At 31.7% G+C, this 25,247-nt stretch carries 28 protein-coding genes; 17 read left to right on the top strand and 11 right to left on the bottom strand.

Annotated features, from left to right (window positions below):
* The first annotated feature begins 52 nt into the window (after positions 1-52).
* The 14 genes from gcvH (at position 53) to Q0050_RS04780 (ending at position 11,359) form a co-directional block, all read left to right on the top strand.
* On the top strand, positions 53-433 hold the full coding sequence (gene gcvH / locus Q0050_RS04845; RefSeq protein WP_298392879.1) for a glycine cleavage system protein GcvH: 381 nt from the start codon (positions 53-55) through the stop codon (positions 431-433).
* Positions 426-788 (top strand): VanZ family protein, encoded by a 363-nt coding sequence (locus tag Q0050_RS04840; protein WP_298392878.1) that lies wholly within the window; start codon positions 426-428, stop codon positions 786-788. The genes gcvH and Q0050_RS04840 overlap by 8 nt, the downstream gene beginning before the upstream one ends.
* A gap of 154 nt (positions 789-942) precedes the next feature.
* Complete coding sequence (gene deoC, locus Q0050_RS04835; RefSeq protein WP_298392877.1) at positions 943-1,686, top strand: deoxyribose-phosphate aldolase; 744 nt, start codon at positions 943-945, stop codon at positions 1,684-1,686.
* 69 nt (positions 1,687-1,755) lie between these two features.
* Positions 1,756-3,813 (top strand): gliding motility protein RemB, encoded by a 2,058-nt coding sequence (locus Q0050_RS04830; protein ID WP_298392955.1) that lies wholly within the window; start codon positions 1,756-1,758, stop codon positions 3,811-3,813.
* 86 nt (positions 3,814-3,899) lie between these two features.
* A complete protein-coding gene (gene cyoE, locus Q0050_RS04825; protein ID WP_367277156.1) occupies positions 3,900-4,802 on the top strand; it encodes a heme o synthase in 903 nt (300 codons plus the stop codon).
* Between the two features lie 2 nt (positions 4,803-4,804).
* Complete coding sequence (locus tag Q0050_RS04820) at positions 4,805-5,383, top strand: cytochrome c oxidase subunit 3 (protein WP_298392876.1); 579 nt, start codon at positions 4,805-4,807, stop codon at positions 5,381-5,383.
* 42 nt (positions 5,384-5,425) lie between these two features.
* Entirely contained in the window at positions 5,426-6,460 is a 1,035-nt protein-coding gene (locus Q0050_RS04815) for a cytochrome c oxidase subunit 3 (protein ID WP_298392875.1), read from the top strand.
* An 18-nt stretch (positions 6,461-6,478) separates the two neighbouring features.
* Positions 6,479-6,832, top strand: a complete 354-nt coding sequence (locus tag Q0050_RS04810) for a cytochrome C oxidase subunit IV family protein (protein ID WP_298392874.1) — start codon at positions 6,479-6,481, stop codon at positions 6,830-6,832.
* Positions 6,833-6,906: 74 nt separating this feature from the next.
* Complete coding sequence (locus tag Q0050_RS04805) at positions 6,907-7,563, top strand: hypothetical protein (protein WP_298392873.1); 657 nt, start codon at positions 6,907-6,909, stop codon at positions 7,561-7,563.
* A 5-nt stretch (positions 7,564-7,568) separates the two neighbouring features.
* The gene (locus Q0050_RS04800) at positions 7,569-8,249 is read left to right on the top strand and encodes an SCO family protein (RefSeq protein WP_298392872.1); all 681 of its coding nucleotides are present in this window, start codon (positions 7,569-7,571) and stop codon (positions 8,247-8,249) included.
* A gap of 2 nt (positions 8,250-8,251) precedes the next feature.
* Entirely contained in the window at positions 8,252-8,791 is a 540-nt protein-coding gene (locus tag Q0050_RS04795; protein WP_298392871.1) for a DUF420 domain-containing protein, read from the top strand.
* Positions 8,781-9,071 carry a hypothetical protein gene (locus Q0050_RS04790; protein ID WP_298392870.1) on the top strand — a complete coding sequence of 97 codons (291 nt, stop codon included), beginning with the start codon at positions 8,781-8,783 and terminating at the stop codon, positions 9,069-9,071. The genes Q0050_RS04795 and Q0050_RS04790 overlap by 11 nt, the downstream gene beginning before the upstream one ends.
* Positions 9,072-9,327: 256 nt before the next feature.
* On the top strand, positions 9,328-10,782 hold the full coding sequence (locus tag Q0050_RS04785; RefSeq protein ID WP_298392869.1) for a hypothetical protein: 1,455 nt from the start codon (positions 9,328-9,330) through the stop codon (positions 10,780-10,782).
* A 1-nt stretch (position 10,783) separates the two neighbouring features.
* Positions 10,784-11,359 (top strand): DUF6705 family protein, encoded by a 576-nt coding sequence (locus Q0050_RS04780; RefSeq protein WP_298392868.1) that lies wholly within the window; start codon positions 10,784-10,786, stop codon positions 11,357-11,359.
* Between the two features lie 59 nt (positions 11,360-11,418).
* Here Q0050_RS04780 and Q0050_RS04775 read toward each other — a convergent pair whose 3' ends face one another.
* A complete protein-coding gene (locus tag Q0050_RS04775; protein WP_298392867.1) occupies positions 11,419-12,810 on the bottom strand; it encodes a DUF4403 family protein in 1,392 nt (463 codons plus the stop codon).
* Positions 12,811-12,949: 139 nt separating this feature from the next.
* Here Q0050_RS04775 and Q0050_RS04770 point away from each other — a divergent pair, with 139 nt between their 5' ends.
* From Q0050_RS04770 to tsaB, 3 genes are all read left to right on the top strand, one after another.
* Positions 12,950-14,281: a TolC family protein gene (locus tag Q0050_RS04770; protein ID WP_298392866.1), complete on the top strand. Its 1,332-nt coding sequence runs from the start codon at positions 12,950-12,952 to the stop codon at positions 14,279-14,281.
* A gap of 197 nt (positions 14,282-14,478) precedes the next feature.
* On the top strand, positions 14,479-15,774 hold the full coding sequence (locus tag Q0050_RS04765) for an efflux RND transporter periplasmic adaptor subunit (RefSeq protein ID WP_298392865.1): 1,296 nt from the start codon (positions 14,479-14,481) through the stop codon (positions 15,772-15,774).
* 6 nt (positions 15,775-15,780) lie between these two features.
* The gene (gene tsaB / locus Q0050_RS04760) at positions 15,781-16,449 is read left to right on the top strand and encodes a tRNA (adenosine(37)-N6)-threonylcarbamoyltransferase complex dimerization subunit type 1 TsaB (RefSeq protein WP_298392864.1); all 669 of its coding nucleotides are present in this window, start codon (positions 15,781-15,783) and stop codon (positions 16,447-16,449) included.
* On the opposite strand, the gene Q0050_RS04755 is transcribed toward tsaB, so the two are convergent.
* The 10 genes from Q0050_RS04755 to Q0050_RS04710 form a co-directional block, all read right to left on the bottom strand.
* Positions 16,442-17,266: a mechanosensitive ion channel domain-containing protein gene (locus tag Q0050_RS04755; RefSeq protein ID WP_298392863.1), complete on the bottom strand. Its 825-nt coding sequence runs from the start codon at positions 17,264-17,266 to the stop codon at positions 16,442-16,444. The genes tsaB and Q0050_RS04755 overlap by 8 nt on opposite strands.
* A gap of 63 nt (positions 17,267-17,329) precedes the next feature.
* Positions 17,330-17,719, bottom strand: a complete 390-nt coding sequence (locus tag Q0050_RS04750; protein WP_298392862.1) for a YtxH domain-containing protein — start codon at positions 17,717-17,719, stop codon at positions 17,330-17,332.
* A 33-nt stretch (positions 17,720-17,752) separates the two neighbouring features.
* The gene (locus Q0050_RS04745; RefSeq protein WP_298392861.1) at positions 17,753-17,953 is read right to left on the bottom strand and encodes a dodecin family protein; all 201 of its coding nucleotides are present in this window, start codon (positions 17,951-17,953) and stop codon (positions 17,753-17,755) included.
* Positions 17,954-18,057: 104 nt separating this feature from the next.
* A complete protein-coding gene (locus Q0050_RS04740) occupies positions 18,058-18,420 on the bottom strand; it encodes a nuclear transport factor 2 family protein (RefSeq protein WP_298392860.1) in 363 nt (120 codons plus the stop codon).
* 29 nt (positions 18,421-18,449) lie between these two features.
* Positions 18,450-19,316, bottom strand: coding sequence for a pseudouridine synthase (locus Q0050_RS04735; protein ID WP_298392859.1), 867 nt, complete (start codon positions 19,314-19,316; stop codon positions 18,450-18,452).
* A gap of 69 nt (positions 19,317-19,385) precedes the next feature.
* Positions 19,386-20,165 (bottom strand): glutamate racemase, encoded by a 780-nt coding sequence (gene murI, locus Q0050_RS04730; protein ID WP_298392858.1) that lies wholly within the window; start codon positions 20,163-20,165, stop codon positions 19,386-19,388.
* 84 nt (positions 20,166-20,249) lie between these two features.
* Positions 20,250-20,750, bottom strand: coding sequence for an OmpH family outer membrane protein (locus Q0050_RS04725; RefSeq protein ID WP_298392857.1), 501 nt, complete (start codon positions 20,748-20,750; stop codon positions 20,250-20,252).
* A gap of 32 nt (positions 20,751-20,782) precedes the next feature.
* The gene (locus Q0050_RS04720; protein WP_298392856.1) at positions 20,783-21,775 is read right to left on the bottom strand and encodes an OmpH family outer membrane protein; all 993 of its coding nucleotides are present in this window, start codon (positions 21,773-21,775) and stop codon (positions 20,783-20,785) included.
* 33 nt (positions 21,776-21,808) lie between these two features.
* On the bottom strand, positions 21,809-24,574 hold the full coding sequence (locus tag Q0050_RS04715) for a POTRA domain-containing protein (RefSeq protein ID WP_298392855.1): 2,766 nt from the start codon (positions 24,572-24,574) through the stop codon (positions 21,809-21,811).
* Positions 24,501-25,247, bottom strand: a complete 747-nt coding sequence (locus Q0050_RS04710; protein ID WP_298392854.1) for an isoprenyl transferase — start codon at positions 25,245-25,247, stop codon at positions 24,501-24,503. Before Q0050_RS04710 ends, Q0050_RS04715 begins: the two co-directional genes overlap by 74 nt.

The raw sequence follows: 25,247 nt of genomic DNA, 5'->3' as shown, positions 1-25,247 counted from the left end.
AAAATTTAAGAATAAACTATACATTTGACCTAAATTTAAACACACAAACAAAATGAGCATACCAACTAATTTAAAATACACCAAAGAGCACGAATGGGTTTCTATCGATGGTGATGTAGCAACTATCGGAATTACACATTTCGCGCAAAGCGAACTTGGAGATATCGTTTATGTTGAAGTAGAAACACTAGATCAAACACTTGAAAGAGATGAGGTTTTTGGTACAGTTGAAGCTGTAAAAACAGTTTCTGATTTATTTTTACCATTGTCTGGTGAAATAATCGAATTCAATGAAGACCTTGAGCGTAATCCAGAAACTGTAAATTCTGATCCTTATGGTGCAGGATGGATGGTTAAAGTAAAAGTATCTGATGTATCTCAATGGGATGAATTATTAGATAGCGAAGCATACGCAACTTTGATAGGTGCATAATAAAAAAATCTTTTTTCTGCTAGCAATAGTTTGGACGCTTGTTATTACTCTTTTGAGTTTAGCAACGTTTACTGATGTCAGTAGCAATATTAAAGTTCCTTTTAAAGATAAGTTCGTTCACTTTACATTCTATTTACTGTTTGTAATTTTGTGGTCGCTGTTTTTTAAAGAAACCAAATATAATTTTAAGATTCTATTTGCGGCGATAGGCTATGGAATTGCAATGGAAATTTGCCAAAAGCTATTCACCACAACAAGATCGGCCGATTTGCTTGATGTTGTTGCAAACACAGCTGGAGCAATAGTAGGAATGATTTTAATGACAACTATAGTAAACAACAAAACCACTCATTGAGTGGTTTTGTTTTTTAATTAAAATTAATAGTTAACGGTTAGTTACTTAAGTTTGTTAATTAATGAGTTAGCATTTCTTCAAGTTTTTCTATTTTTGACTACAATAAATTGGATACAGATTTTTTGTACCTTTATCGTTTGTAATAACTATGAAAATGAACATCAAACACTATTTAGACGCTACTTACCTAAAAACACCTGAACAAGCCGGGCTTTCTATTGAAGAAAATAATAAAGTGGTGCGAGAATTTGTTCAAGAAGCTATTGAGGAAGGTTTTAAATTAGTGATGATTCGTCCCGATCAGGTTGCTATGGCAAGAAAAATGGTTTCTGAAGCCAATTCTAAACTTACCATTGGAACAGTCATTGGTTTTCACGAAGGAACTTATTCTTTAGAAGAAAAACTAGCCGAAGCGCACAAAGCAATTGTAGACGGTGCCGATGATTTAGATTTTGTATGCAACTATGAAGCCTTTAAAAAAGGTGAAAGTGATGTGGTAAAACAAGAAGTTCTTTTAGGAACCAAATTAGGTATAAACCATAACAAAATTGTTAAATGGATTATTGAAGTTGCAGCATTAAACGACGATGAGATTATCAAGATTTCAACACTAATTAAGAATGTTGTAATGTCTAATTTTAGGGAAGAATCCTATAATTCAATTTTTATAAAATCATCAACTGGTTTTTATAAAACTGAAAATGGTTTACCAAATGGCGCCACAATTCCATCAATAATTATGATGCTAGAAAACGGATCGCCACTTGCTATCAAAGCTGCTGGTGGAGTTAAAACTTATGAAGAAGCAGTTGCCATGATTAATCTTGGCGTTAAAAGAATTGGAACGTCATCTGCCAAAGCCATTGCTAACGGACAAATAACAAATAACGATTACTAAACTATATTCAATACTAGGATGTTTAATAAAATAACGATTGCTTTTTTACTTTTAAATTCAGTAGGGGTAATGGCTCAAAAATCAAGTGAGCAAATGCCGATTTTTCCTAATTGTGAGAAATTACAAGCCAAAGAACTTGAAAATTGCTTCAATATCGAACTACAGAATTTTGTTTACAATAATTTTCAAGTGCCTGCGAAATTAAAAGACAATAACTATAAAGGTACAATCATAGTTTTGTTTGAAGTGGACGAAAAAGGAACATTCAAAGTGCAATATGTTGACGCAAATGAAGAAGAATTAATAAAAGAAAGCAAACGAGTTTTCGGTGCAATGCCAAAAGTGAGTCCGCCAACTTATAATGGTAAACCGACTTATGCCAAGTATACTATCAAAATTGCAATTCCGCTTCAAAGTGCCGCTGAAATGCAGGCAGAAAAGGAACAAGAAATTATAGCTAGCAAACCAACTACTATTTATACTCCTAAAGATAAAAACAAAGAACTAACCGAATTCGATAGCATCGTTTATAAAAAATTTAATAATCCACAGTTTCAAAGTCATTTGAGCATTCCATTGTCGCACAGTTATTATGCACAATTCGATCCGGCGTTGAATCAAGTTGGTAGTAATAATCACACGGCATCTAAACCTTATACCTATGCCGAAGTTTCAAAATATTATAATCTAGAAGCAGAAAATCAAAAGCTACTAAAAAACAAAACTTCTTGGTGGGGAAAAAAACTTTGGAACGAAAATACAGTAGCCATTCAAGGTGATGATTATTGGTTCACTGTAAACCCAATTTTCGATTTACAAACGGGTAAAAGTGATCCAAGTGTTGCTGATTATACTTATGTAAATACACGTGGAATACAAGTGCGTGGCGGATTAGGAAGTCAATTGAACTTTACAACAACCATTTTTGAAAGTCAAGGTCGTTTTGCTGATTATTTTAACAATTATGCCATTTCGATAAAACCATCAGGAGGAAATCCTGCAATTATTCCTGGTATTGGAATCGCAAAAGAATTTAAATCAGATGCTTTTGATTTTCCTATGGCAGAAGCTAATTTAACTTTTGCACCAAGCAAGTTTTTTGATTTGCAATTAGGATATGGTAGAAATTTCTTAGGTGACGGATATCGTTCGCTGTTTTTAACTGATGGTGTAAGTCCTTATCCGTATTTCAAAATCAATACTACGTTTTGGAAGATTAAATACACCAACAATTACATGTGGATGAAAGATGTTAGAAATGACGCCACAATTGATGGTACTTATGCCACAAAGTTTGTTGCAAACCATTATTTGAGTTGGAATGTTACCAAAAGATTCAATTTAGGTTTTTTTGAATCAGTAGTTTGGTCTAAACAAAACGATAGAGGATTTGATATGAGTTTCGTAAATCCAATTATTTTTTATCGTGCAGTAGAGTTTGCATCTTCGTCTAAAAGCGGGAATGCTTTGTTAGGATTGACAACTAAATACAAATGGAACAATCAAATTAATTTCTACGGACAATTTCTAATTGATGAATTTTCATTCAATGAAGTAAAAGAAGCCAATAAAAGTTGGAAAAATAAATTTGCTTACCAGATCGGAGCAAAATATTTCAATGCTTTTAATATAGAGAATCTGATGCTTCAAGTGGAATACAATCACATCAGACCTTATGTCTATTCTCATAGTAATGCTTTAACAAATTACGGAAACAGCAATCAAAGTCTAGGTCACCAATGGGGTGGAAATGCCAAAGAATTAGTAGCTATAGCTCGTTACCACAAAGGCAGATACTTTGCAGATGCCAAGTTAACGGTAGGAGTAAGAGGGTTTGATTTTGATGCAACTCAAAATTATGGTAGCAATATTTATTTAAGTTACAACGACAACAGACCATTCGATAACGGTGTAACAGTTGGCCAAGGAAATAAAACCAATATTGTTATAGCTGATTTGCAAGCTGGATATTTAATTAATCCTTCAACAAACTTAAAGACTTTTGCAAGTATTATCTACAGAGATTTCAATCCAACAGTTGAAACCGATGCCACAAAAAAACAATCTACTACTTGGATTTCGCTTGGTTTAAGATGTGATATTTTTAATTGGTATTTCGATTATTAATTTTTAAATAATTTTATGGTTTGTTTTTTGTCAAATCCTTTTTGATAAACTACTTTTGCACCATAAAAATAGCAATAATTAATTCATTGAATCCTACAACAACTACACTTTCAGCCAAATCTATCATCAAAGATTTTAAAGAAATCACCAAAGCTGGTTTAGCAATAAGTGTTTTGTTTTCATCAATTGCTGGCTATTTGCTTGGTTTTGACGACAACAATCCTTTTAGTTGGAGTACTTTAATTATGTTAATTGTTGGTGGATACTGTATGGTTGGAGCTTCCAATGCATTTAATCAAGTCATAGAAAAAGATTTAGATGCATTAATGGATAGAACCAAAAATCGTCCTGTTCCAGCAGGAAGAATGGCACCAAATGTTGCTTTATTTATAGCAAGTTTGCTGACTATCATTGGTTTGATTCTCCTTTATTTGATCAATCCTAAAACAGCAATGTTTGGAGCTATTTCAATTTTTTTATATACCAGCGCTTACACACCTTTAAAAACCATGACTTCGTTGTCGGTTTTTGTAGGAGCAATACCAGGAGCAATTCCATTTATGTTAGGATGGGTTGCCGCAACAGGAAATTTCGGAATTGAGGCAGGAACATTATTTATGATTCAGTTTTTTTGGCAATTTCCACATTTTTGGGCTATTGGTTGGTTTTTATATGAAGATTACGAAAAGGCAGGTTTTTTCATGTTACCAACAGGACAACGCGATAAAAAAACAGCTACGCAAGTAATTCTTTATACATTATGGTTGATAGTAGCGTCACTTTTGCCATGTTTAGGTTTTACAGGGCAGTTTTTTATAAGTCCAATAGCAGCAATTTTAGTTTTTGCGCTAGGAATTTGGATGTTGATTTACGCTTTTAAGTTATACAAAGATAGAACTTCAAAAGCAGCAAGAGCACTAATGTTAGTAAGTGTTTCTTACATTACTTTGTTACAAATAATTTACATAACAGATAAATTTTTAAGATAGTCATGATGACAGCTGAAGAATATAAAGAACGTACCGCAAGATCTTATAAGCTCTTGTTGATTTTTGCTATGATTAGTATGGTAATGATGTTTGCTGGTTTAACAAGTGCAATGGTTGTTAGTAAATCTAGGCCAGATTGGTTGAAGGATTTTCAAATGCCAACAGCTTTTTTTATCAGTACAGCCATAATATTATTATGTAGTGTAACGATTCATTTAGCTAAAAAAGCGATAAAAAAAGACGATCGTTCGACCACAACATTGTTTTTATTGGCGACTTTAGGACTTGGTTTGGGATTTATATATTTCCAATTCGAAGGATTTGCTCAATTGTTCCAAAATCATCTTTATCCAGTTGGTGGATCGGGTTCAATTACCATATCTTTCCTGTATGTTTTGGTGTATGTGCATATGGCACACTTAGCAGGAGGAATAATTTCACTATTAATTATAATTTATAATCATTTTAAACAAAAGTACAATTCATCTCAATTTCTTGGTATTGAGCTAGGTGCAATGTATTGGCACTTTCTTGATTTCTTGTGGATTTATTTATTTTTGTTTTTATATTTCTTTAAATAAGAAAAAAACGTAAATTTGGGAACTTTTTAACAACAACTTTTTATGGGATCGACAGTTACTACTGCAAATACTGTAGGAAAATCTTGGGATGGCGGAAATAATGAGCCATTAGGAGCAAGTTACGGAAAATTAATGATGTGGTTTTTCATCGTTTCTGATGCATTAACTTTTTCAGGATTCTTAGCAGCTTACGGTTTTTCTAGATTTAAATTTATTGAAACTTGGCCTTTAGCCGATGAAGTGTTTACTCACTTTCCATTTATGCACGGAGTTCCAGCTCCAATGTACTATGTAGCATTAATGACTTTTATTCTTATTTTCTCGTCTGTGACTATGGTTCTTGCTGTAGATGCAGGTCATCAAATGAAGCAAGGTAAAGTGGCATTCTATATGTTCTTAACGATTATCGGAGGTTTAATTTTCGTTGGCTCTCAAGCTTGGGAATGGAAAAACTTTATCCACGGTGAATTCGGAGCTATCGAAACCAAAGGAGGAAGTATTCTTCAATTTGTTAATAGTAAGGGAGAACGTGTTCCTTTAGCTGATTTTGCAGTTGTTCTTCCTGAAGATAGAGAACAATTAACTAGAGGTAAAGGGAAATGGTTTATGGAAGAAGAGACGTTGTCAACTTATTCTGTAAATGAAGTTTTAGAAGGATTTAAAGCAAATCCCGACTTACTAGTAAGAACGGAAGTAATTTATGGTGATGAAACCATCAAAACAGCTGTTGGTTTAAATGAAAATAAAGCATTAAACAAACCAAAACACAAGTTTATTCTTTCAAGAGTTGAATCTGAAAAAAGATTAGCTGATGCTAAATTGGTTGTTGAAGGAGCTAATTTAAAGCACAACGAATACGGAAGTAAATTGTTTGCAGATTTCTTCTTCTTCATTACTGGTTTCCACGGATTTCACGTATTTTCAGGAGTTATTATTAATATCATTATTTTTATTAATGTGCTTTTGGGTACTTATGAAAAAAGAAAATCATATGAAATGGTTGAAAAAGTTGGACTATACTGGCACTTTGTCGATTTAGTTTGGGTTTTCGTATTTACTTTCTTCTATTTAGTTTAATCTTTAAGATAAAAAATAATGGCACACGACGCACACGAATCAAATACAGGTAGAATTTGGAAAGTTTTCTGGTTTCTTTCTGCTGTAACAATAGTAGAAGTTGTTCTTGGTATTTTTAAGCCAGAAGCACTTCATATGACAGATTTCTTAGGTACTAACCTTTTAAACTGGATTTTCTTAATTTTAACATTAGTTAAAGCCTACGGAATCGTTTGGGCATTTATGCACATGGAAGGCGAAACTAAAGCATTGAGAAGATCGGTTGTTTGGACTGTAATTTTCTTAGTTTTATATCTTACTTTCATCCTTTTAGTTGAAGGTAACTATATCTTTGAGGTATTTAAAAATGCTACAATCAAGTGGAATTTTTAACATTATATTAATTCAATAAAAAGGTACGCGTTGCGTACCTTTTTTTTATTTTTGTGTATTCAAATTTTGAAAAAATGAAAAAGAAAATTGTGCTCTTTGTTTTGTTTGTGCTTCCTCTAGTTACGTATCTTTTTTTTGCGTCAGGTGTAAATAGTTTTGTAAATCTTCCTACCATTACCAAAGGTATTCCTGATATTGATACGTGGAAAACACTGGATAGTAAACCGGTTGCCCTAACTAATAAAATTAGTATTGTTGGTTTTATTGGTTATGACGTCGAAAAAAGAAAAGGGAGTTTTTTTAATCTATATGAAAAAATCTATAGCCGTAACAAAGATTTTAAAGATTTTCAGATGGTAATGATTTTTCCTGATGGAACACAAGATGAAGTGCAAAAAATTCAGAAAGACATCAGCAAATTAGGAACTCAAGCAGGATGGAACTTTGTTTTTGGTTCTCCAGAACAAATCAAAACGTTCTATGATAAGTTGCAGTTAGTTGGAAAACTTGATGATAAATTAGGTACGCCAAATGTTTATATTGTAGATAAAAAGAGAAATTTAAGAGGTCGCAAAGGAAACGATAAAAAAGGTAAACCTGAATATAAGGAAGGATATAACACAGTTTTAGTTTCTGAACTTTATAATCAAATGATTGATGATGTTAAAATTATTTTGGCAGAGTATCGATTAGCTTTAAAAAGAAATAACAACGCATCAAGAAAAATCTAATTCTTATGAAAAGTAAATCATATATTGGTATTTCATTTATAATTTTGGTATTCGGAATTATAATTGTGCCAAAAATTGTAAATAGGGTCAAAGACGGTTCAGTTATACAAAATGATAGAATGAGTCTTTCCAATGAAATGGTCAAAGAAGAGTATTTGGTTAAAATCGGACCTGTTCCCAAATTTGAACTTACCGATCAAAATAAGGTTAAAATATCTGATAAAAGTTATTTAGGAAAAGTTTATGTTATCGAGTTTTTCTTTTCAACTTGTCCATCAATTTGTCCTATTATGAATAAAAATATGAAAGACATCCAAAAGGAATTTTCAAATGAAACTAACTTTGCAGTGGCTTCAATCACCATCAATCCAGAAACTGATACGGCTGAAGTATTAAAAGAACATGCTAATCAACTTGGTATAACTTCGCCAAATTGGCATTTTTTAACTGGTGATAAAGAATACATCATCGGTTTAGCAAATAAAGGTTTTAATTTATATGCGGCAGAAAATAAAAAAGTAGAAGGTGGTTTTGAACATTCAGGTCTTTTTGCATTAGTTGATAAAAACGGATTTATTAGATGCAGAAAAGATAGTCAAGGCAATCCAATTTTATATTACGATGGGTTAGTGGCTAAAGGAGTTAAAGAAATAAAAGAAGATATTAAACTATTATTAAAAGAATAAATATGAGTAATACAGTAGAAAATAAATTTAAAACACCGATTATTATTGTTTCAATACTAATCCCAATTGTAGTGGCAATTCTTTTTTCAATAAAATTAAAAGATTTCGGAATTAATGTGGAGCCACTTTCTTTTTTACCACCAATATATGCAACCATTAACGGTCTTACAGCTATTTTTTTGGTTTTAGCAGTAAGAGCAATTAAAAGTGGAAATCGTGCGTTACACGAAAAACTAATGACTTCGGCAATTGCTTGTTCAGTAATTTTCTTAGTTATGTATGTTGCTTATCATTTAACGTCCGATTCAACTAAATTCGGTGGTGAAGGTGCCATAAGATACATTTACTTTTTTATCTTGATCACACACATTGCATTGTCTGTAATAATCATTCCTTTGGTTTTATTCACTTATGTTAGAGCATTGTCTCAGCAATTTGACCGACATAAAAAATTGGCTAGAATTACTTTTCCTCTATGGTTGTATGTTGCAGTTACTGGTGTTATTGTTTACTTAATGATTTCTCCGTACTATGTTAATTAAAGAAAATAGAGTAAAGAAAATAGAAAATAGACAGGGGAAAAGAGAGATTTCTGCAGTTAATGGATTGGTCTTTTTGCTTGTCTTTTTGTGCTCTTGTTTTTCTTCCTATGCGCAATGTGCAATGTGTAGAGCGTCACTTGAAAGTGAAGGAAACACAATGAAAGCCGAAGCTGTTAATGACGGTATCGTATATCTTATGGTGATTCCTTACGTTTTAGTAGGTATCGTAGGTATAGTAGTTTATAGAATGATTACGAAAAAGAAATTAGAAAAGTCATAAATAAACAGATTTTACAACTCTATAATTTAATATTCAAAGTAGATATAATTCAAAGCCTCAGTAATTCTGAGGCTTTTTTACTTTTCCTTTCTCAAAAAAAGTCCTTATGCTAAACATAAAACACGTAAAACTACGTATAGTAAATCAATATTTATAGGTGTACATTTGTTTCATTCTTAGTAATATAAGTTATAATTACTTTAGTTTACAACCTAATCAAGTTTTTTACACTCTTATTAATTATAAATATTATTTTATGAAACAACGATTAAAACAGATTACTAAATACATTGCTATTTTTGCTCTATTAACACTTAGTAGTTGTGAAAAAGACCTTTATGATGATATTGTTTATAGTAATGACATTATCCTTAGGCAAGTCTCTATGAAAGACTTTAAAAATCCTTACATAAACCAGAAAATTATCGCAAAAATTGAGAATTTAAAATTTAAAAAAGAACATAGTAAGAAAGTCAGCTGTGGTCGAATGGTTTATGATTCTATAAACGATTTTTATTTTGATGATGAAAAAGCCATTTATCTTGAAAAAGATGGACATCATTCATACACATTTGAAGTTATTAGAAATAATAATGTAGGAAAATTAGAAAACTTAATATTTAATTCTAAAGGTAATGGCGAATATGATGTTTATTATGTTAAGTATGAATTTACAAAAGAGGAGTTTCAAAACTTAACCTTAGATGAGTTTAGAAATAGTGCCACTAAATACTATCCAATAGACGCTGAGGGAAGAATAGTAGTCACACAATGGATTTGTTTTGAAGAATTTGAATATCGATATGTATCAACACAACCTCAAGGAGGCATACCAACTCAACAACCCCTATTTTCTTGGCAGTGGGTATCAACTGGAACTACATGTACAATGTTAGTTCAAGGAGGAAATAATGGCGGTGGTTATGATGGTAACTCAACCAATGCGGGTACTAATAATGGTAGTAATACTGGACCCAATAGCGGTGGTGGTGCAAATCCTTCAATTATTACAGTTCCTAGTGGTTGTTTATTGTGTCCAACAATAGTTGATAACCACAATACAAATCCTTGTGAAAAAGTTAACAACTTGAAAAATGATACTAAATTCCAACAAAAAATGAATGATTTATCTTATGCAGCAAAAAATTATAAATTCGAAAAAGTTTATTCAGTCTATGATAACCCTAATCCAATCAATACAGCAACAACAATAGATAATTATAATTTTTTCCCTTTTAGTGGTAATGTTTATAATCCAACAGCTACTTATAACTATTTTACAAATATAAAAGGCTTAATTCATAGTCATTACAAGGATTTGTATAGTATTTTTTCCTCACCAGATTTACAAGATTTATATAATATTTTATTAAATCCATCGATAACAAGTGATTTCTTTTATGGAGTTGTTACTGAAGACGGAACTTCTTATATAATTACTATATCTGATAGAACAAAATTTATTAACTTTGGAAATGAACATTTAGGCAATTATGAAGATTTTAAAGAATTTGAAAAGGATATTTTTAATAAAAAATACAATATAAAACCAGATAATAGTGTTGCAACAAACGAACTTGGTTTTCTTAAAATGATGTCTGAATTAGATATTGGTTTAAATTTTTATTCAGGAAATGAGGATAGCACTGAATGGGAAAAGAAAGTTTATAATCCAATAACTAATCAAGTATCACCAACAAATTGTAATTAATATGAAAAAGATAAATTTTTTATTAGCAATAATTTTTACGTTTACATATACAAACGTAAAGGGTCAAATTTACGATAGCAATTCTGGATATGTTTTACAAGACTTGCCTGCAGGATCTTATCTTCAAGATATTCAAAATAAAATTAATCCGTTCGTTGGGATTTGGATTTGGACAGATGGTGACCAAACGTTAACAATTAAATTAGAAAAAGTTGAGCATCAATATTATCCGCAATATGGTTCTTATAAAGATTATATTATTGGGGATTATTCTTACACAATCGATAATGGTTCTACAATTGTATCAAATACAATCAATCAATCTACCAATTTATATCCAGACTATCATTCAATGTATGCATCAGGGCCAATGGAGGATAATCTATTAAATATGAGCTTTAGAGATTTAGCTAATCCAGACAAACCATTTCAAACTGTAATATTTAAATTTATTGATGGCACTACAAATCAATTAAGTTTAAAAATAATGAATCATACAAGGGGTTATTTGGCTGGAACTCCAGTACCAAATACAAGTTTTATAATTCCAAAAGATATTGTTTTAACCAAACAATAATTTAAATATTAAAAACAAGAATAATTTAAGCCTCATATTTTGTGAGGCTTTTTCTTTTCTTACTCCATTCCATCAATTTTTATATTCAGTTTCCCTGTGGTTGTTATAAATGCTATGATAGCTTCGTTGGTCAATTCTACTTTTTCAAATTCAAAATCGTTTAATGTTCCATTCACAAAAACTCCTTTCATTGGCGAATAATTACTCAAGTAAGGCAGCAAACTTTTCTTGCCTTCGTCCAAATTTTCTTTTATAGAATAACGACAATTTTCTTGAATTTTTCTCAAAATTACGCCTTGCAATAACCAATTAGCCGTTTTAGTTAAGATGCCTTTGGTGTTTAAAACATAATCCATTTGCTCAAAATAAATTTCTTTTGTAACCGAATTATAATTTGGAATTCCTGTCAAATAAATGGTTCCATTCAAGCTGCCAGTCATTTCTAAAGCGATAATCATCTTGCTCTCTTTAGACCACAAATCAACTTTTTGAACCGTTATTTTTCTGCTTCCAGAGGCAAATTCCTTCCCTTGAAAATTTTTGGTTATTATGCGTGACGCACTTTCATAAGTCGAGATTGCCGCCACAGTAGCAGTTGTTTTATCAGGAACGGTTGTAACTGGTTTAAAACTCACAGATTCTTTTTCAAAAACATTTTTAGGTTCTTGACCAACCATTGTTTGCATCGTACATTTCAATCCTAGATTCATTTTTATTTTACTTTTTTGCAGTTGTGCATCGGTAACATAAACTTCTATAGGATTCATTTTGAACCAAGTTTCATATTGCTTGCTGGTTTCAAATGGCGTACTTAATGTTTGCAAGACATTCAATACATAAGGTTTGAAATCACACGATTTTTCGATGGCATCATCAATTTTTTTAGCCACTTTCGATTTAAAAATGGATAACGTAGGATTAATTATGTAGGTTATCGGGACTTTTTTTCCAGCTACTAAAATCGTTGGACTTTCGCTCCATTCAAAATCTTCAATGGTTGACGTGGTATTCATTTTCCAATTAGATAATTTGGCTGTGCTAAGCAGGGTTATGGTTCCGTTTAAATCAATTTCTCTAGTGTCGTTCAAACCCATAAATTCCGTGCCATATTTTATTTTAGACCATATTTTTAACGGTAAAATAGACTGAATTTTCCCATCCTTTTCAATTAATTTAATTGTGCCAGTTTTCCATATTTTCATTTCAGTTTTGTCATCTTCAAGATTATTATCTTCATAGATTAAACCATTCAACGCTTTGTTTAACTGGTTTTCAATTTCCTTTAAAGAGATTTCCATTGGCATACTTACAAAGGAAGTGGTTGTTTTGTAAGCCACAGGCGCATTTTGAGAAGGCTCAGGTTTTAAAGCTGCAATTTTATTTGTAGAGGAACATCCAATTAGTAGCGAAAACATACCTAGTGAAATTAAGGATACAAAATAGTTTTTCATTTTTAATCAAAATTAATTTGGGTGTGAATGTAACAAAAAAACTAATTTATCGTCAGATAAGAAAACGTTAATTTAATTGTTTTGATTATAAAACGCTTAAATTTGCAGTATTGTATTTTAACTATTGATTAAAATAAACATGAAAAACGTAAGTTTTAAAATAATTTTCTTTTTTGCACTTGTCTTCGGATGGTCATCCCAAGCTCAAACTAAGAAATGGACCATCAAAGAATGTGTAGAGTATGCCTTGAAAAACAACATCAGCATCAAGCAATCCGAATTGGATTTAAAAATTTCTGATGTTGAGAAAATGGAAGCGGTTGGCAATTTTTTACCCTCTTTAAACGGAAATGCAAGTTTTAGTGTGAATACTGGAGCAAGTATTAATCCGGTTACCAACCAGTTTCAAAATGAAACCTTTCAATCTTTTAATGCCGGTTTAAATTCAAGCGTTAATTTGTTTAACGGATTGGTAAATTGGAAAACATTGCAGCGAGCAAAACTGAATAAAATAGCCAATTCCTATAGGTTAGATAAGATGAAAGACGATATTTCATTGTCTGTAGCAAATGCTTATTTGCAAATCTTATTCAATAAAGAACAATTAAAAGTTCAGAAAAACCAAAACATAGTAACCAAAGAGAATATCACAAGAACTCAAAAATTAATTGAAGCGGGTTCAGTTCCTGCCGGAGATATTTTTGAATTGCAAGCTACTGATGCATCGCAACAACAACAAATTATTGGTACAGAAAATGCCTTGCTTATTTCTAAAATTGCTTTGTGTCAAATATTGTTAATTGAAGATTACAGTACTTTTGAAATTTCTGATGTACCAGTTGATGTTCCTCTTTCTAGTGTAATTAATGAAACACAAGAAAGCATAGTGGCAAAAGCTAGAGAGTCAGTTAAAGACATAAAAATTGCAACTTCTAATGTAGAACTTGCTAAAAAAGATGTTGGAATTGCTAAAGCTGCTTATTTGCCGACACTTTCTGGATTTGTAGGATATAATACTCGTTGGTCTGAAAGTCCGTTTTTTAATTTTATTGATCAGTTATCATTGTTTGATGGAACCGCAGTTGGAGCGCAATTAAATGTGCCAATTTTCAATGGTTTTGCAACCAAAGGTAGAGTCAAACGCGCAAAGATTAATCAAGAACGTACAGAGTTTCAATTGAAACAAGCCGAGTTAGATTTAGAACGCAATGTCTATCAGGCATATAATGATGTAGTTAATGCCGGAAAATCATTTGATGCTGCACAAAAAGCTTTAGAAGCTAGAAAACAAGCTTATAATTTTTCGAAAGAACGCTATAATGTTGGAATGATGAATGCTTTTGATTTTTCGCAAGCAACCATTACTCTAGAAAATGCACAGTCGGAAGTGATTAGAACAAAATATGATTACGTTTTTAAAACTAAAGTTCTAGAGTTTTATTTCGGAATTCCTATCATTGAAAATAAATAGTGTGAATAGGGTTTTGTTTTATAAATGTTTTAAAGCTTTTTTAATAGGTGCGATTATCGGATTACCAATTATGTATTTTAGAAAATCAGATTCGTTTATAACACCAATAGTTTTAGGTTTCATTAGTGTAAGTATTTATGTTCGCAATAGTTATTACACTTCAAAATAATAAAGAAAAAAATTAAATTATCAGTAAGATGTCAAAAAAGAAAATTTTTGTAATAATCGGAATCATTTTTGGATTAGTAGTTTTATTAATAGCGCTTTCAAAATCGGGAGTTTTTGGAGATAGAGATAATGCTACTGAGGTTGAAACTGCAAAAGTTGATGAAATTACTATTGTAGAAACCGTTTCGGCAACAGGAAAAATTCAACCAGAAATAGAGGTTAAGATATCTTCTGAAGTTTCAGGAGAAATTATTGCTTTGCCTATAAAAGAAGGACAAGTAGTGAAAAAAGGCGACTTGTTAGTAAAGATTAATCCCGATTTGTATACGTCAGGTTTAAATCGTTCGGTTTCTAATTATTCTGGTACCAAAGCGGGTTTAAGTCAAGCAGATGCTTCTTTTAAAGAAGCTCAGGCTAATTACAATAGAAACAAATCATTATATGAAAAAGGAATTATTTCTCGCTCTGATTGGGATAAAGCTATTGCTTCATTTGAAGTAGCACAGGCAAGTAAACAATCGGCTTATTATAATGTTCAAAGTGCTAATGCAACAGTAAAAGAAGCCAAAGACAACTTAGGAAGAACTACAATTTATGCTCCTGCAGATGGAACAATTTCAATGCTTAATGTAGAATTAGGCGAGCGTGTTCTTGGAACGCAACAAATGACGGGAACTGAAATTTTAAGAGTTGCCAACCTAAACAATATGGAAGTAGAAGTAGATGTCAACGAAAATGATATTGTTAAAATAAATATTGGTGACGAAACTAAGATTCAAGTTGATGCTTATTTGAAAAAAGAATTTAAAGGAATTGTAACTAGTATTTCTAATTCTGCAAGTTCATCAACATCTGCCGATCAAGTTACCAACTTTAAAGTTAAAGTCAGAATTCTTAAAGAATCTTATTTAGATTTAATCGAAGGTAAGCCAGATACTTATTCGCCTTTTAGACCAGGAATGACGGCTACAGTTGATATCATAACTACAAGAAAAGAAAAGGTGATTGGAGTGCCAATTAGTTCAGTGGTAGTAAAATCAGATACTACGGCTACCAAAAAATTTGAAGCTGAAGAAGGTGAAGACGACAATAAAGTAAAAGCAAAATCTGATAAAAAATTAGAATGTGTTTTTGTTAAAGTTGGTGGTAAAGCGAAAATAAAAATCGTAAAAACAGGAATTCAAGATGATACCAATATCGAAATTATTTCAGGTCTTGAAAAAGGAGATGAAGTAATTGTTGGACCTTATGTTACAGTTTCTAAAAATTTAAATTCGGGTGATAAAGTAAAAATCGCTGAAAAGAAGAAAGAAGAAAAAAAGTAAACAGCAATGAGTTATATTCTTAACATTGAAACAGCAACTAAAAATTGTTCTGTTTCTTTAGCGAAAAACGGACAGACCATTCTTTGTAAAGAAATAGCGGAGCTAGGTTATTCTCACGCCGAGAAACTGCACGTTTTTATAGAAGAAATTATCAGTGAAGCCAAGATTTCATTTTCTGATTTAAAAGCCATTGCAGTTAGTCAAGGTCCAGGTTCATATACTGGTTTGCGAATAGGTGTTTCTGCTGCTAAAGGTTTGTGTTATGCTTTGTCTATACCTTTGATAGCAATAGATACTCTAACGGTTTTGGCTAGTCAATTAGATCATAATGATGGAATAATCGTTCCTATGATTGATGCAAGACGAATGGAGGTTTACAGCGCTATTTTCAATGCTAAAAAAGAAATGATTAGAGAAGTTCAAGCTGAGATTTTGACTGAAGCAAGTTTTGCTGCCATTGATGATGTAGTTTATTTTGTTGGTGATTGTAATGAGAAAGCCAAAACTGTGTTAACTAAGCCTAATTTTGTTTTTATCGACAACGTTTTTTATCCTTCAGCTAAAGATATGAGTGCTCTTTCTTTTCAAAAATTTGAAGAGAATGCATTTGAAGATGTGGCTTATTTTGAACCTTATTATCTAAAGGATTTTATGGTGCAAACTAAAGCTATTTAGCATTTTCTCTTACAAAAGGTTGGATGATAATTCCTTTTGAATCAAAGGCCGTTTTGCAATTTTCTAATATTTCAGAAGATACTTCGCTAAAATCCTCATTTTTTGACCAAGGTCTTATCGCAAGATGAATTGCGTTATCTGTTAATGCTTTAACAGAGACCGTTGGCGCAGGATGTTCTAAAACCTTAGAATGATTTTGCATCACATTCATCACGATTTCCTTCGCATCTTTGATATTAGTGTCATAAGATAAAGAGAAAACCAAGTCAACTCTTCGCATACCTTCTACCGAAAAATTGGTGATAATTCCATTAGATAAAATTCCGTTCGGAATGTAAATAATTTGATTATTTGCCGAAGTAAGTTTAGTTACAAATATTTGAATTTCTGCAACTGTTCCAACCACGCCTTGAGCTTCTATAGTATCGCCAACTCTAAAAGGTTTAAATAATATAATCAACATTCCTCCAGCAAAATTTGAAAGTGAACCTTGCAAAGACAAACCAACTGCCAATCCTGCAGCACCTAATATGGCAACAAAGGAAGAGGTTTCAATTCCGAGTTTGGAAATGAATGTTACAAAAAGTAATACCCTTAAAATCCAAATTAATATATCAGCAAGAAATTTAGAAAGAGTAGGGTCAAATTCTCTTTTAACCATAATCTTTTTGACCATTCTATTGATGAATCTTATGGCATATAAACCAACAAATAATATTATAAATGCTGAAATTAATTTTGGAGAATAGTTTAGTAATACATCTATAAATTGCTTCGTGTATTCTTGAATGCTGCCAATGTGAAGTGTTTTTTCCATAATAAAAAAATCACACTAAAAAGTGTGATTTAAATTTTTTACAAAGATAGTTTTTTTCCAAAATTAATCGGCATCTTCTTCAACTCTATTTGTGTCTTCTGCAGGAGCTGCTGGTGCATTTTCTTCTGCATCATTAGTAAATGAATTTACTTTTTCTTTTACAGTTTCAACCGCATTTTCGGCCATTTCCTCTGCTTTAGTTGCTAATTCTTCTGCTTTTTCTTTTACTGTTTCAACAGCATTTTCAACTGCTTCACTAGCTGCAGGAACATATTCAGCTACTTTTTCTTTGGCAATTTCTGCATATTCTTCAGCTTTTTCTACCAATGGCGCTGCTGTTTCTTTTACTTTATCTATTGCATCTGATGCAAAATCTTCAGCTTTGTCGGCTACTTCATTAGCTTTTTCTTTAGCTGACCCAAATAAGTTTTTAAAAAATCCTCCTAATCCCATAGTTTTTTGTTTTAGTGTTTTAAATAGTTTTGGTTATTCAATTTCAAAAGTAAGTTTTAAATTTACTCTATACTCAGTTACTTTGCCATCGTTTACTGCGGCACTGTGTTCTTGAACATAAACAGATCGAATGTGTTTCAATGACTTTGCGGCTTGTTCAACGGCTTTTTGAGTAGCGTCTTCCCAACTTTTTTCGGAGCTTGAAAGTACTTCAATTACTTTTAATACGGCCATAATTTTATTTGTTTATTGGTTAAAGTAATAAAATTACAAAATTTATAGATACAATCATCTTTTAGATTATAGAAATAGTTACTTCCTTAATATAAGATAATATCTTAACCGTGATATACGCGCGATGCAACAATCATTCCTTCCTTAATTTCTAGTACTTCTGCTACTAATAGATTTTCTTCGTTTTCAACGTGTCGAACGTACTCCATAAAGACTCTATCAGAATCGGCAGTTAAGGAAGTTACTTTGTATTGTAAACTAGGTAATCTTTCAAAGGCGTCTTCCCACCAAGTTCTTAAAGCAGTTTGTCCTTTTACAATGCCATTGGTTTCAGGATGTCTTATTTTTAGTTTCGGACTAAAATGTTCGGCATCTTCATCATATAAAGAAAGTAATTTGTCTAAATTATGTGCGTTGAAAGCTTCAAACCACGCGTGTGCTATCGATAAATTTTTTTGACTTGTCATAGGGATAAAAAAAACCACGAAGAACGTGGTTATAAGTTTTTTAGATTGATTACTTCTTGTTCTGTTAAAACTCTCCAGTTACCTCTTGGTAAATTCTTTTTGGTTAAACCAGCAAAGGCCACACGATCTACTTTAATTACTGTATAACTATAGTGTTCAAAAATGGCGCGAACAACTTTAACATTAGGTGTTCTTAACTTTATTCCGATTTCGTTTTTTGGTTCGTTTTCGATGTAGCTTACTTCGTCTACAAACAATTTATGACCGTCTAAAGTTACGCCGTTTGAAATCTTTTCTAAATCTTCAAATTTCAAATTTTTGTCTAAAGTAACTTGATAGATTTTAGCCGATTTTTGATTAGGTAAACTAAATTTTCTAATGATATCGGTGTCGTTCGTAAATAATAATAATCCGGTGGTGTTTTTATCCATTCTTCCCACTGGAGCCAATGATGAAGTTGAAGCACCTTTTATCAATTCTAAAACATTTCTGTGTTCCACTTCATCTGTAGAAGTAGTGAAATTTTTAGGTTTGTTAAGTACAAAATATTCCTTTTTCTCAGGCATTAAAGTAGCACCGTCGAAGTTGACAACATCACCAGGTTTTACTTTATAACCCATTTCTGTAACCGGAATGCCGTTTACTTTTACATTTCCTGATTGTATGTAGATATCAGCATCACGACGCGAACAAACACCAGAATTGGCTATGTATTTATTCAAACGAATTTCATCCGATTTTATCGGTTTTGGAACGTTTGGCGAATCTTTCTTTACGGTTGGTTTTCTATTTTGAGAACGTTTAGCCATAGCAGGTTTAGAGGTTGATGGAGTTTTTTTTCTATCACCACTTGGTTTACTTGGACCAGTTCGTTTTTTATTATTAGAAGTATTCATGCGTTTAATTTTTTGCAAAGATACTCTATTTGAACATAACTTTCGTTAAGAATATGAATACAAAGGGTTTTAGAAGTCTTTTTCCTCGACTTTAAAGTCTTTTCCAAGAATATCAATTAATACTTTTGGGTTGGTGTTTGTGAAAAATTGTTGTCTACTTTCTGTTGCAATAGCTCTAAAACCTACTTTTTCATTTACTATTTTCTTGGTTTGTTTTGCAACGGCTTCTCCTGAATCAATGATTTTTATATGTTCTGGAAGTATTTTTTTGATCTGTGGAATTAAATACGGATAATGACTGCAACCCAATACCAAATAATCAATGTTTGAAGTGATCATTGGTCTAAGGTATTTATTTAATAAATCTTTCATATCATAGGAGTTAATCTTGCCATTTTCAATCAACTCCACTAAGCCGTATCCAATTTGTTCTATGATTTCTATATCTTGAAATTGTTCTACATTTTTATAAAACAACTCGCTATTTAAAGTGCCTTTGGTTGCTAAAATGCCTATTTTTTGAGTTTTAGAATGTAATGCAGCAGGTTTGATGGCAGGTTCAATACCTATAAAAGGAACGTCATACTTAGCCCTTAATTCTTTGATAGCATTAGTAGTAGCAGTATTACAAGCAACAACAATGATTTTACAATTTTGATTCAGAAGAAATTCTGTGTTTTTAAAACTTAATGCAATGATTTCGTCTTTAGACTTTTGTCCGTAAGGCGCATTTTTACTATCAGCTAGATAAATCGTGTCTTCATCAGGAAGTAATTGATGGATTTCTTTCCAGATGGAAGTGCCACCAATGCCCGAATCGAATAACCCAATAGGATTGTTGTTTGTCATAAAACAAATGTAAAAAAAAACTGCTCAAAATAATTGAGCAGTTTTTAAATATTTTAAATAGATTCTTTGAAAATTCGGGTTTTATTAAAATCCTAAATCTTTTTTCACATCAATAGTGATGTCTGTACCGTCAGCAAATAATAAATCACCAGCATTTAATACATAGTTAAAACCTTTAGCTTTTCCTACTTTTTGAATAGATGCTTTTACTTTTTCAGTAATTGGTTTCATTAAATCAGCTTCTTTCTTTTGTAAATCTTTTTGAGCAGTATCTTGGTATTCACCGATTCTTCTACCCATGTCTTGCATTTCTGATTGACGAGTTTGGTTAACAGCTTCTGTCACTGTTCCTGCTTCAGCCTCATATTTTTTAATTTTAGCTTGATACTCATCAACCATAGTTTTGTATTCTGCAGTATACGTATCGCTCAATTTTTTCAATTGATTTTGAGCATCAAGTACAGCTGGCATTTTAGTCATGATTTCATTAGTATCAACATGTGCTACTTTAGTTTGAGCACTCATTGTTTGAAAGCTAAATAAAGCTACTGCTGCTATTAAAAAAGTTCTAAATTGTTTCATCATTCTTCGTATTAATTATTGTTTTAATTTATTATTTATGGTTTATTATTTTTTGCGTCTTCTTTGGCTTTTTTGGCAGCTTCTCTATCGGCTAATATTTTAAGTCTTTTTTCTTCAGCTGCTTTTTTTCTATCATCAATTAATTTTTGACGTTCTTCTAGCGTTTTTTTCTTTTGTGCTTCAACTTCTGCTTTTTTATCTGCTACAGCATTTGGTTTAGTGTCACCGTCATTTGTATTATCTGTAGTAGGCTTATCAGAAACTGTGCCATTTTTTTTATTATTCTTTTCTTCTAGCAATTGTTTTCTTTTTGCTTCAGCTTCAGCTCTCTTTTCTTCAGCAAGAAGTTTCTTGTCTTCAACCATTTTTAAACGAGCCGCTTTACGTTCTTCAGCTAGTTTTTGTTTTTCAGAAAGTAACGGATTGTCATCAATCATTTCTTGTTTGCGCTCTCTTTCTTCTTCAAGTTTAAGTTGCTTTTTAGACATTTCTTTTCTTTTTTCAGAACGTGTCAAAACTTGAATAACTCTTTCGCTAATATCGTGTTTTTTTGCAGCAAACAACATGGTTAGGTCAGATGATTTATCGAAAACATAATCGTATTTTTTTGCATCTGCTATATCTTGAACCGCGTTGAAAACTTGATCTTGAATTGGTTTTACTAAAACGGCTTTTTGAACAATCAGCTCACCATTTGGTCCAAATTTCTTCTGTGTGTAATCAATCAATTCATTTTCTTGAAAAGATATTTCTTCTTCTCTTTCTTGTATTAATTCTTTGGTAAGAAGTACTTTTTCAGTTTTTAATGCTTCTTTTAATTTGGCGATATCATTTTTTTTGGTTTCAATTTCTTGCTTCCATTTTTCTGCTTTTTGCTCCAATTGATTTTTTGCTTCAGCATAATCAGGAACTCGTTCTAAAATATACTCCATATCAATGTAGCCTATTTTGATTCCTCTAGATTGTGCTTTAACACTGTTTGTAATTGCTACTGTTGCAAATAATGCTAGTAAAATGTATTTCTTCATAAACTTAAGTTTTAGAAATGTTAAGCAAATATACTAAAATTGTTGACCAATAATAAAGTGTGTTTGCCATCCACTTTTTTCTGTTAAACCTGGCACCGCATCAAATCCGTGTGCAAAGTCGATTCCTAATAATCCGAAAGCAGGCATGAACACTCTAATTCCAAATCCGGCTGATCGTTGTAAAGAGAACGGATTATAGTCCTTAAAATTGTCAAACGAATTTCCAGCTTCTAAAAAAGATAGCGCATAAATCGACGCTTGTGCTTTCAAAGTTATAGGATATCTTAATTCTAAAGAGAATTTGTTATAAATCGAACCACCACTTACCGATGATAAAGATTGGTTAGGATAACCTCTTAATTGTACAACTTCACGACCATCCAAGGCAAAGTTAGCTAATCCATCACCTCCTACAAAGAATCGTTCAAACGGAACAACACCTCTTGCAGAGTTGTAAGCACCAAGGTAACCAAATTCTCCTAAAGTACGTAAAACAAGTGCGTTTTGGTCATTACCATATAATTTAGTAAACCAATCGGCTTTGAATTTTACTTTGTAGTATTCTAACCAATTAAATCTTTTTTGGTCAATTTTTGACTGGTCTGCATCGGCATCTCTAAAATCAGTAACTTTAATATTTCCGGTTACTTGTTGTCCTGTTAACGGGTTTATAACGGTAGCTTCTTTAATAAAATCACCGTCATTAATTTTGATTCCATCGGCACCAAAATTTAAATCAGGATCAGGATTAGCAACATATCTTTTTTTGTATTCAGCCTGATTTCCTAAATCAGCATAATCTATGTTATTGATTAAAGAGTAAGGTAAAGTGAACTTAGTCGATATACTAAATTCTGAACCTCTTGTTGGATAAATTGGGTTAACTCCTTTACTGTTTCTGCTAAGACCAATGTTAAACGCAAGGTTACGAGAAGAACCATTTCCAAAAGTAAATAATCCTGTATTGTAATTATTTAAGTCATAATACTGTAAACTGATGGCATTAGAAAGTGTAAAATAATCGTCTGGCACGGTTAATCTTTTTGCAATTCCAATTGATAAAGATGTTATGTTAAAACTTTTGCTTTTATCTACACTCGCTGATGATCCTGTAAAAAGAAACTGTTTACTTTGTGATAATGAAGTAGAAAAACTTACTGGTTTTTTACCACCAAACCAAGGTTCAGAGAACGACAAACTATAAGTTTGAAAGAACGTACTTGCTTGCAAACGCAAAGCTACTTTTTGACCATCACCCATTGGTAGTGGTTTGTAAGCTTCTTTTTTGAACATATTTTTCACTGAGAAGTTGTTGAACGAAAGTCCAAGTGTTCCAATGAAACCGCCACCACCGTAACCACCTTGTAGCTCTATTTGACTGGATCCTTTTTCTACCAGATTATACTCGATGTCAACTGTTCCAGCTGTTGGGTCAACATTTTTAAATTTTGGATCAATCGCTTCAGGATCAAAGAATCCTAATTGTCCAATTTCTCTGATTGTTCTAACTAAATCGTCTTTACTATATTTTTCTCCTGGTTTGGTTCTTAATTCACGATAAATTACTTTATCATTAGTTTTATCATTTCCAACAACAGTGATTTTATTAAAGTAGGCGATCGGACCTTCTGTAACTCTGATTTCAAAATCAATAGAATCATTAGCAGTTTTTACCTCAACCGGATTGATTACTGAAAATAAGTAACCATTATTTTGGTATAAGTTAGTTAAATCTTCACCGTCAGGTTTAGTTTTATCAGCCACTCTTTTTTCAAGTAAAACACCATTATAAGTATCACCCTTTTTAATGCCTAAAACCGCACTTAAAAGTTGATCAGAATAAACCGAGTTTCCTAAAAACTTGATGTTTCCGAAATAGTACTTTTGACCTTCTTCAACTTTAATATTGATAGCAAGTTTATTTTTTTTCTTGTCTAACCAAACCGAATCACTTACAACACGTGCATCACGGAAACCTTTTTCTTTGTAGTCTTCAACAATTTTTACTAAATCTTCTTCGTATTTAGTTTTGATGAATTTTGAAGCTTTAAAAACACGGATAGGATTAACTACCTTCGTGTTTTTCATTGATTTTCTTAGCTTTTTATTTGAAAACTCTTTGTTTCCTTGAAAAGCAATTTGTCTGATTTTGATTTTATCACCTTTGTCGATATTCAAAACCATATTTACGGTGTTTGAAGTCGTATCTGCAATGGTTCTTATGTTAACTTTTGTGTTAAAATAACCGTCTTTTTTGTATTTATTTTCTAAGTAGTTTCTTGTTGTAGTGATTAAATTTTCATTAACGATTTTACCTTTTGTTAAAGAATTTTCCTTAATCAATTCTTCGGCTTTATTCTTTTTAACACCAACAAATTTGGCTTCATTTAGTTTAGGTAATTCAATAATTTCTAAATCCAAATAAATACTATCGCCTTTGATTTCATTTACATAAAAATCGATGTCGCTGAATAATCCTAATTTACCTAATTTTTTTATTGCCGCACTAATTTCCTCACCAGGAACAGCAATGTTTTGTCCTTTTTCTAAACCAGAAAAGGTTACCACGGTTTGTTGATTATAGCTGATTTTACCCAATACGTTTACATTAGCAAGGATGTATTTTTTTCCTTGGTCAAACGGCAATCTATCTTGTGCATTTGATTGAAAAACAACTCCTAGGAATAAAAGTGTTAGTAAGGATTTAAGGTAGTTTATTGACACTTTAGGATTGTTTAATTTGTTCACTTGTTTTTCCAAATCTTCGTTCTCTTTTTTGATAGCTAATAATGGCTTCATATAAATGTTCTTCTGTAAAATCGGGCCACAAAACATCAGTAAAAAATAATTCGGCATAAGCTATTTGCCAAAGCAAGAAATTACTGATTCTATGTTCACCACTTGTTCTAATTAATAAATCTACATCGGGTAGATTGTGCGTGTAAAGATGCTCATTTATAATTGATTCATCAATAGCGTCTATTGAAATTATATTATTTTTAACTTTATCACTTATATTTTTAACAACATTTAATAATTCCTCTCTAGAGCCATAACTTAAGGCTAAAGTAAGGGTCATTCTGCTGTTATTTTTGGTTTTTTCAATGACCTCATTTAATTCTTTCAGAATTGATTTTGGCATTTTAGATAGATTTCCTATTGAATTTAATCGGATATCGTTTTCTTGTAGTGTTTTTAATTCTTTTCTCAAGGAACTAACTAGTAGTTTCATTAAAGTATCTACCTCTAATTTTGGTCTATTCCAATTTTCTGTTGAAAAAGCATATAAGGTTAAATTTTTAATACCCAGTTTTGCACAAGTTTCAACAGTTGTTCTAACAGATTTTGTTCCGTTTTCGTGACCCAAAGCTCTCAATAAACCTTTTTGTTTAGCCCAACGACCGTTGCCATCCATAATGATAGCCAGATGTTGTGGTAAATTCTCGTTATTTATTGATTCAATCAAACTCAT

It is taken from the genome of Flavobacterium sp. (assembly GCF_027483985.1).
GTDB lineage: Bacteria > Bacteroidota > Bacteroidia > Flavobacteriales > Flavobacteriaceae > Flavobacterium.
The sequence above is the reverse complement of the archived record's forward strand: the minus strand, read 5'-3'. Positions and strand labels throughout refer to the sequence as shown.

Excerpts from the sequence above, each read along its gene's own strand:
- Q0050_RS04735 (WP_298392859.1), bottom strand. The coding sequence starts at position 19,316 with ATGAATACTTCTAATAATAAAAAACGAACTGGTCCAAGTAAACCAAGT.
- Q0050_RS04790 (WP_298392870.1), top strand. The coding sequence starts at position 8,781 with ATGTTAATTAAAGAAAATAGAGTAAAGAAAATAGAAAATAGACAGGGG.
- Q0050_RS04810 (WP_298392874.1), top strand. The coding sequence starts at position 6,479 with ATGGCACACGACGCACACGAATCAAATACAGGTAGAATTTGGAAAGTT.
- Q0050_RS04720 (WP_298392856.1), bottom strand. The coding sequence starts at position 21,775 with ATGAAGAAATACATTTTACTAGCATTATTTGCAACAGTAGCAATTACA.
- Q0050_RS04765 (WP_298392865.1), top strand. The coding sequence starts at position 14,479 with ATGTCAAAAAAGAAAATTTTTGTAATAATCGGAATCATTTTTGGATTA.
- Q0050_RS04770 (WP_298392866.1), top strand. The coding sequence starts at position 12,950 with ATGAAAAACGTAAGTTTTAAAATAATTTTCTTTTTTGCACTTGTCTTC.
- Q0050_RS04750 (WP_298392862.1), bottom strand. The coding sequence starts at position 17,719 with ATGGGATTAGGAGGATTTTTTAAAAACTTATTTGGGTCAGCTAAAGAA.
- Q0050_RS04740 (WP_298392860.1), bottom strand. The coding sequence starts at position 18,420 with ATGACAAGTCAAAAAAATTTATCGATAGCACACGCGTGGTTTGAAGCT.
- deoC (WP_298392877.1), top strand. The coding sequence starts at position 943 with ATGAACATCAAACACTATTTAGACGCTACTTACCTAAAAACACCTGAA.
- Q0050_RS04815 (WP_298392875.1), top strand. The coding sequence starts at position 5,426 with ATGGGATCGACAGTTACTACTGCAAATACTGTAGGAAAATCTTGGGAT.
- Q0050_RS04775 (WP_298392867.1), bottom strand. The coding sequence starts at position 12,810 with ATGAAAAACTATTTTGTATCCTTAATTTCACTAGGTATGTTTTCGCTA.
- Q0050_RS04715 (WP_298392855.1), bottom strand. The coding sequence starts at position 24,574 with ATGAAGCCATTATTAGCTATCAAAAAAGAGAACGAAGATTTGGAAAAA.
- Q0050_RS04820 (WP_298392876.1), top strand. The coding sequence starts at position 4,805 with ATGATGACAGCTGAAGAATATAAAGAACGTACCGCAAGATCTTATAAG.
- Q0050_RS04785 (WP_298392869.1), top strand. The coding sequence starts at position 9,328 with ATGAAACAACGATTAAAACAGATTACTAAATACATTGCTATTTTTGCT.
- Q0050_RS04795 (WP_298392871.1), top strand. The coding sequence starts at position 8,252 with ATGAGTAATACAGTAGAAAATAAATTTAAAACACCGATTATTATTGTT.
- Q0050_RS04755 (WP_298392863.1), bottom strand. The coding sequence starts at position 17,266 with ATGGAAAAAACACTTCACATTGGCAGCATTCAAGAATACACGAAGCAA.
- Q0050_RS04710 (WP_298392854.1), bottom strand. The coding sequence starts at position 25,247 with ATGAGTTTGATTGAATCAATAAATAACGAGAATTTACCACAACATCTG.
- Q0050_RS04805 (WP_298392873.1), top strand. The coding sequence starts at position 6,907 with ATGAAAAAGAAAATTGTGCTCTTTGTTTTGTTTGTGCTTCCTCTAGTT.
- Q0050_RS04725 (WP_298392857.1), bottom strand. The coding sequence starts at position 20,750 with ATGATGAAACAATTTAGAACTTTTTTAATAGCAGCAGTAGCTTTATTT.
- murI (WP_298392858.1), bottom strand. The coding sequence starts at position 20,165 with ATGACAAACAACAATCCTATTGGGTTATTCGATTCGGGCATTGGTGGC.
- gcvH (WP_298392879.1), top strand. The coding sequence starts at position 53 with ATGAGCATACCAACTAATTTAAAATACACCAAAGAGCACGAATGGGTT.
- Q0050_RS04745 (WP_298392861.1), bottom strand. The coding sequence starts at position 17,953 with ATGGCCGTATTAAAAGTAATTGAAGTACTTTCAAGCTCCGAAAAAAGT.
- Q0050_RS04780 (WP_298392868.1), top strand. The coding sequence starts at position 10,784 with ATGAAAAAGATAAATTTTTTATTAGCAATAATTTTTACGTTTACATAT.
- Q0050_RS04830 (WP_298392955.1), top strand. The coding sequence starts at position 1,756 with ATGGCTCAAAAATCAAGTGAGCAAATGCCGATTTTTCCTAATTGTGAG.
- Q0050_RS04800 (WP_298392872.1), top strand. The coding sequence starts at position 7,569 with ATGAAAAGTAAATCATATATTGGTATTTCATTTATAATTTTGGTATTC.
- tsaB (WP_298392864.1), top strand. The coding sequence starts at position 15,781 with ATGAGTTATATTCTTAACATTGAAACAGCAACTAAAAATTGTTCTGTT.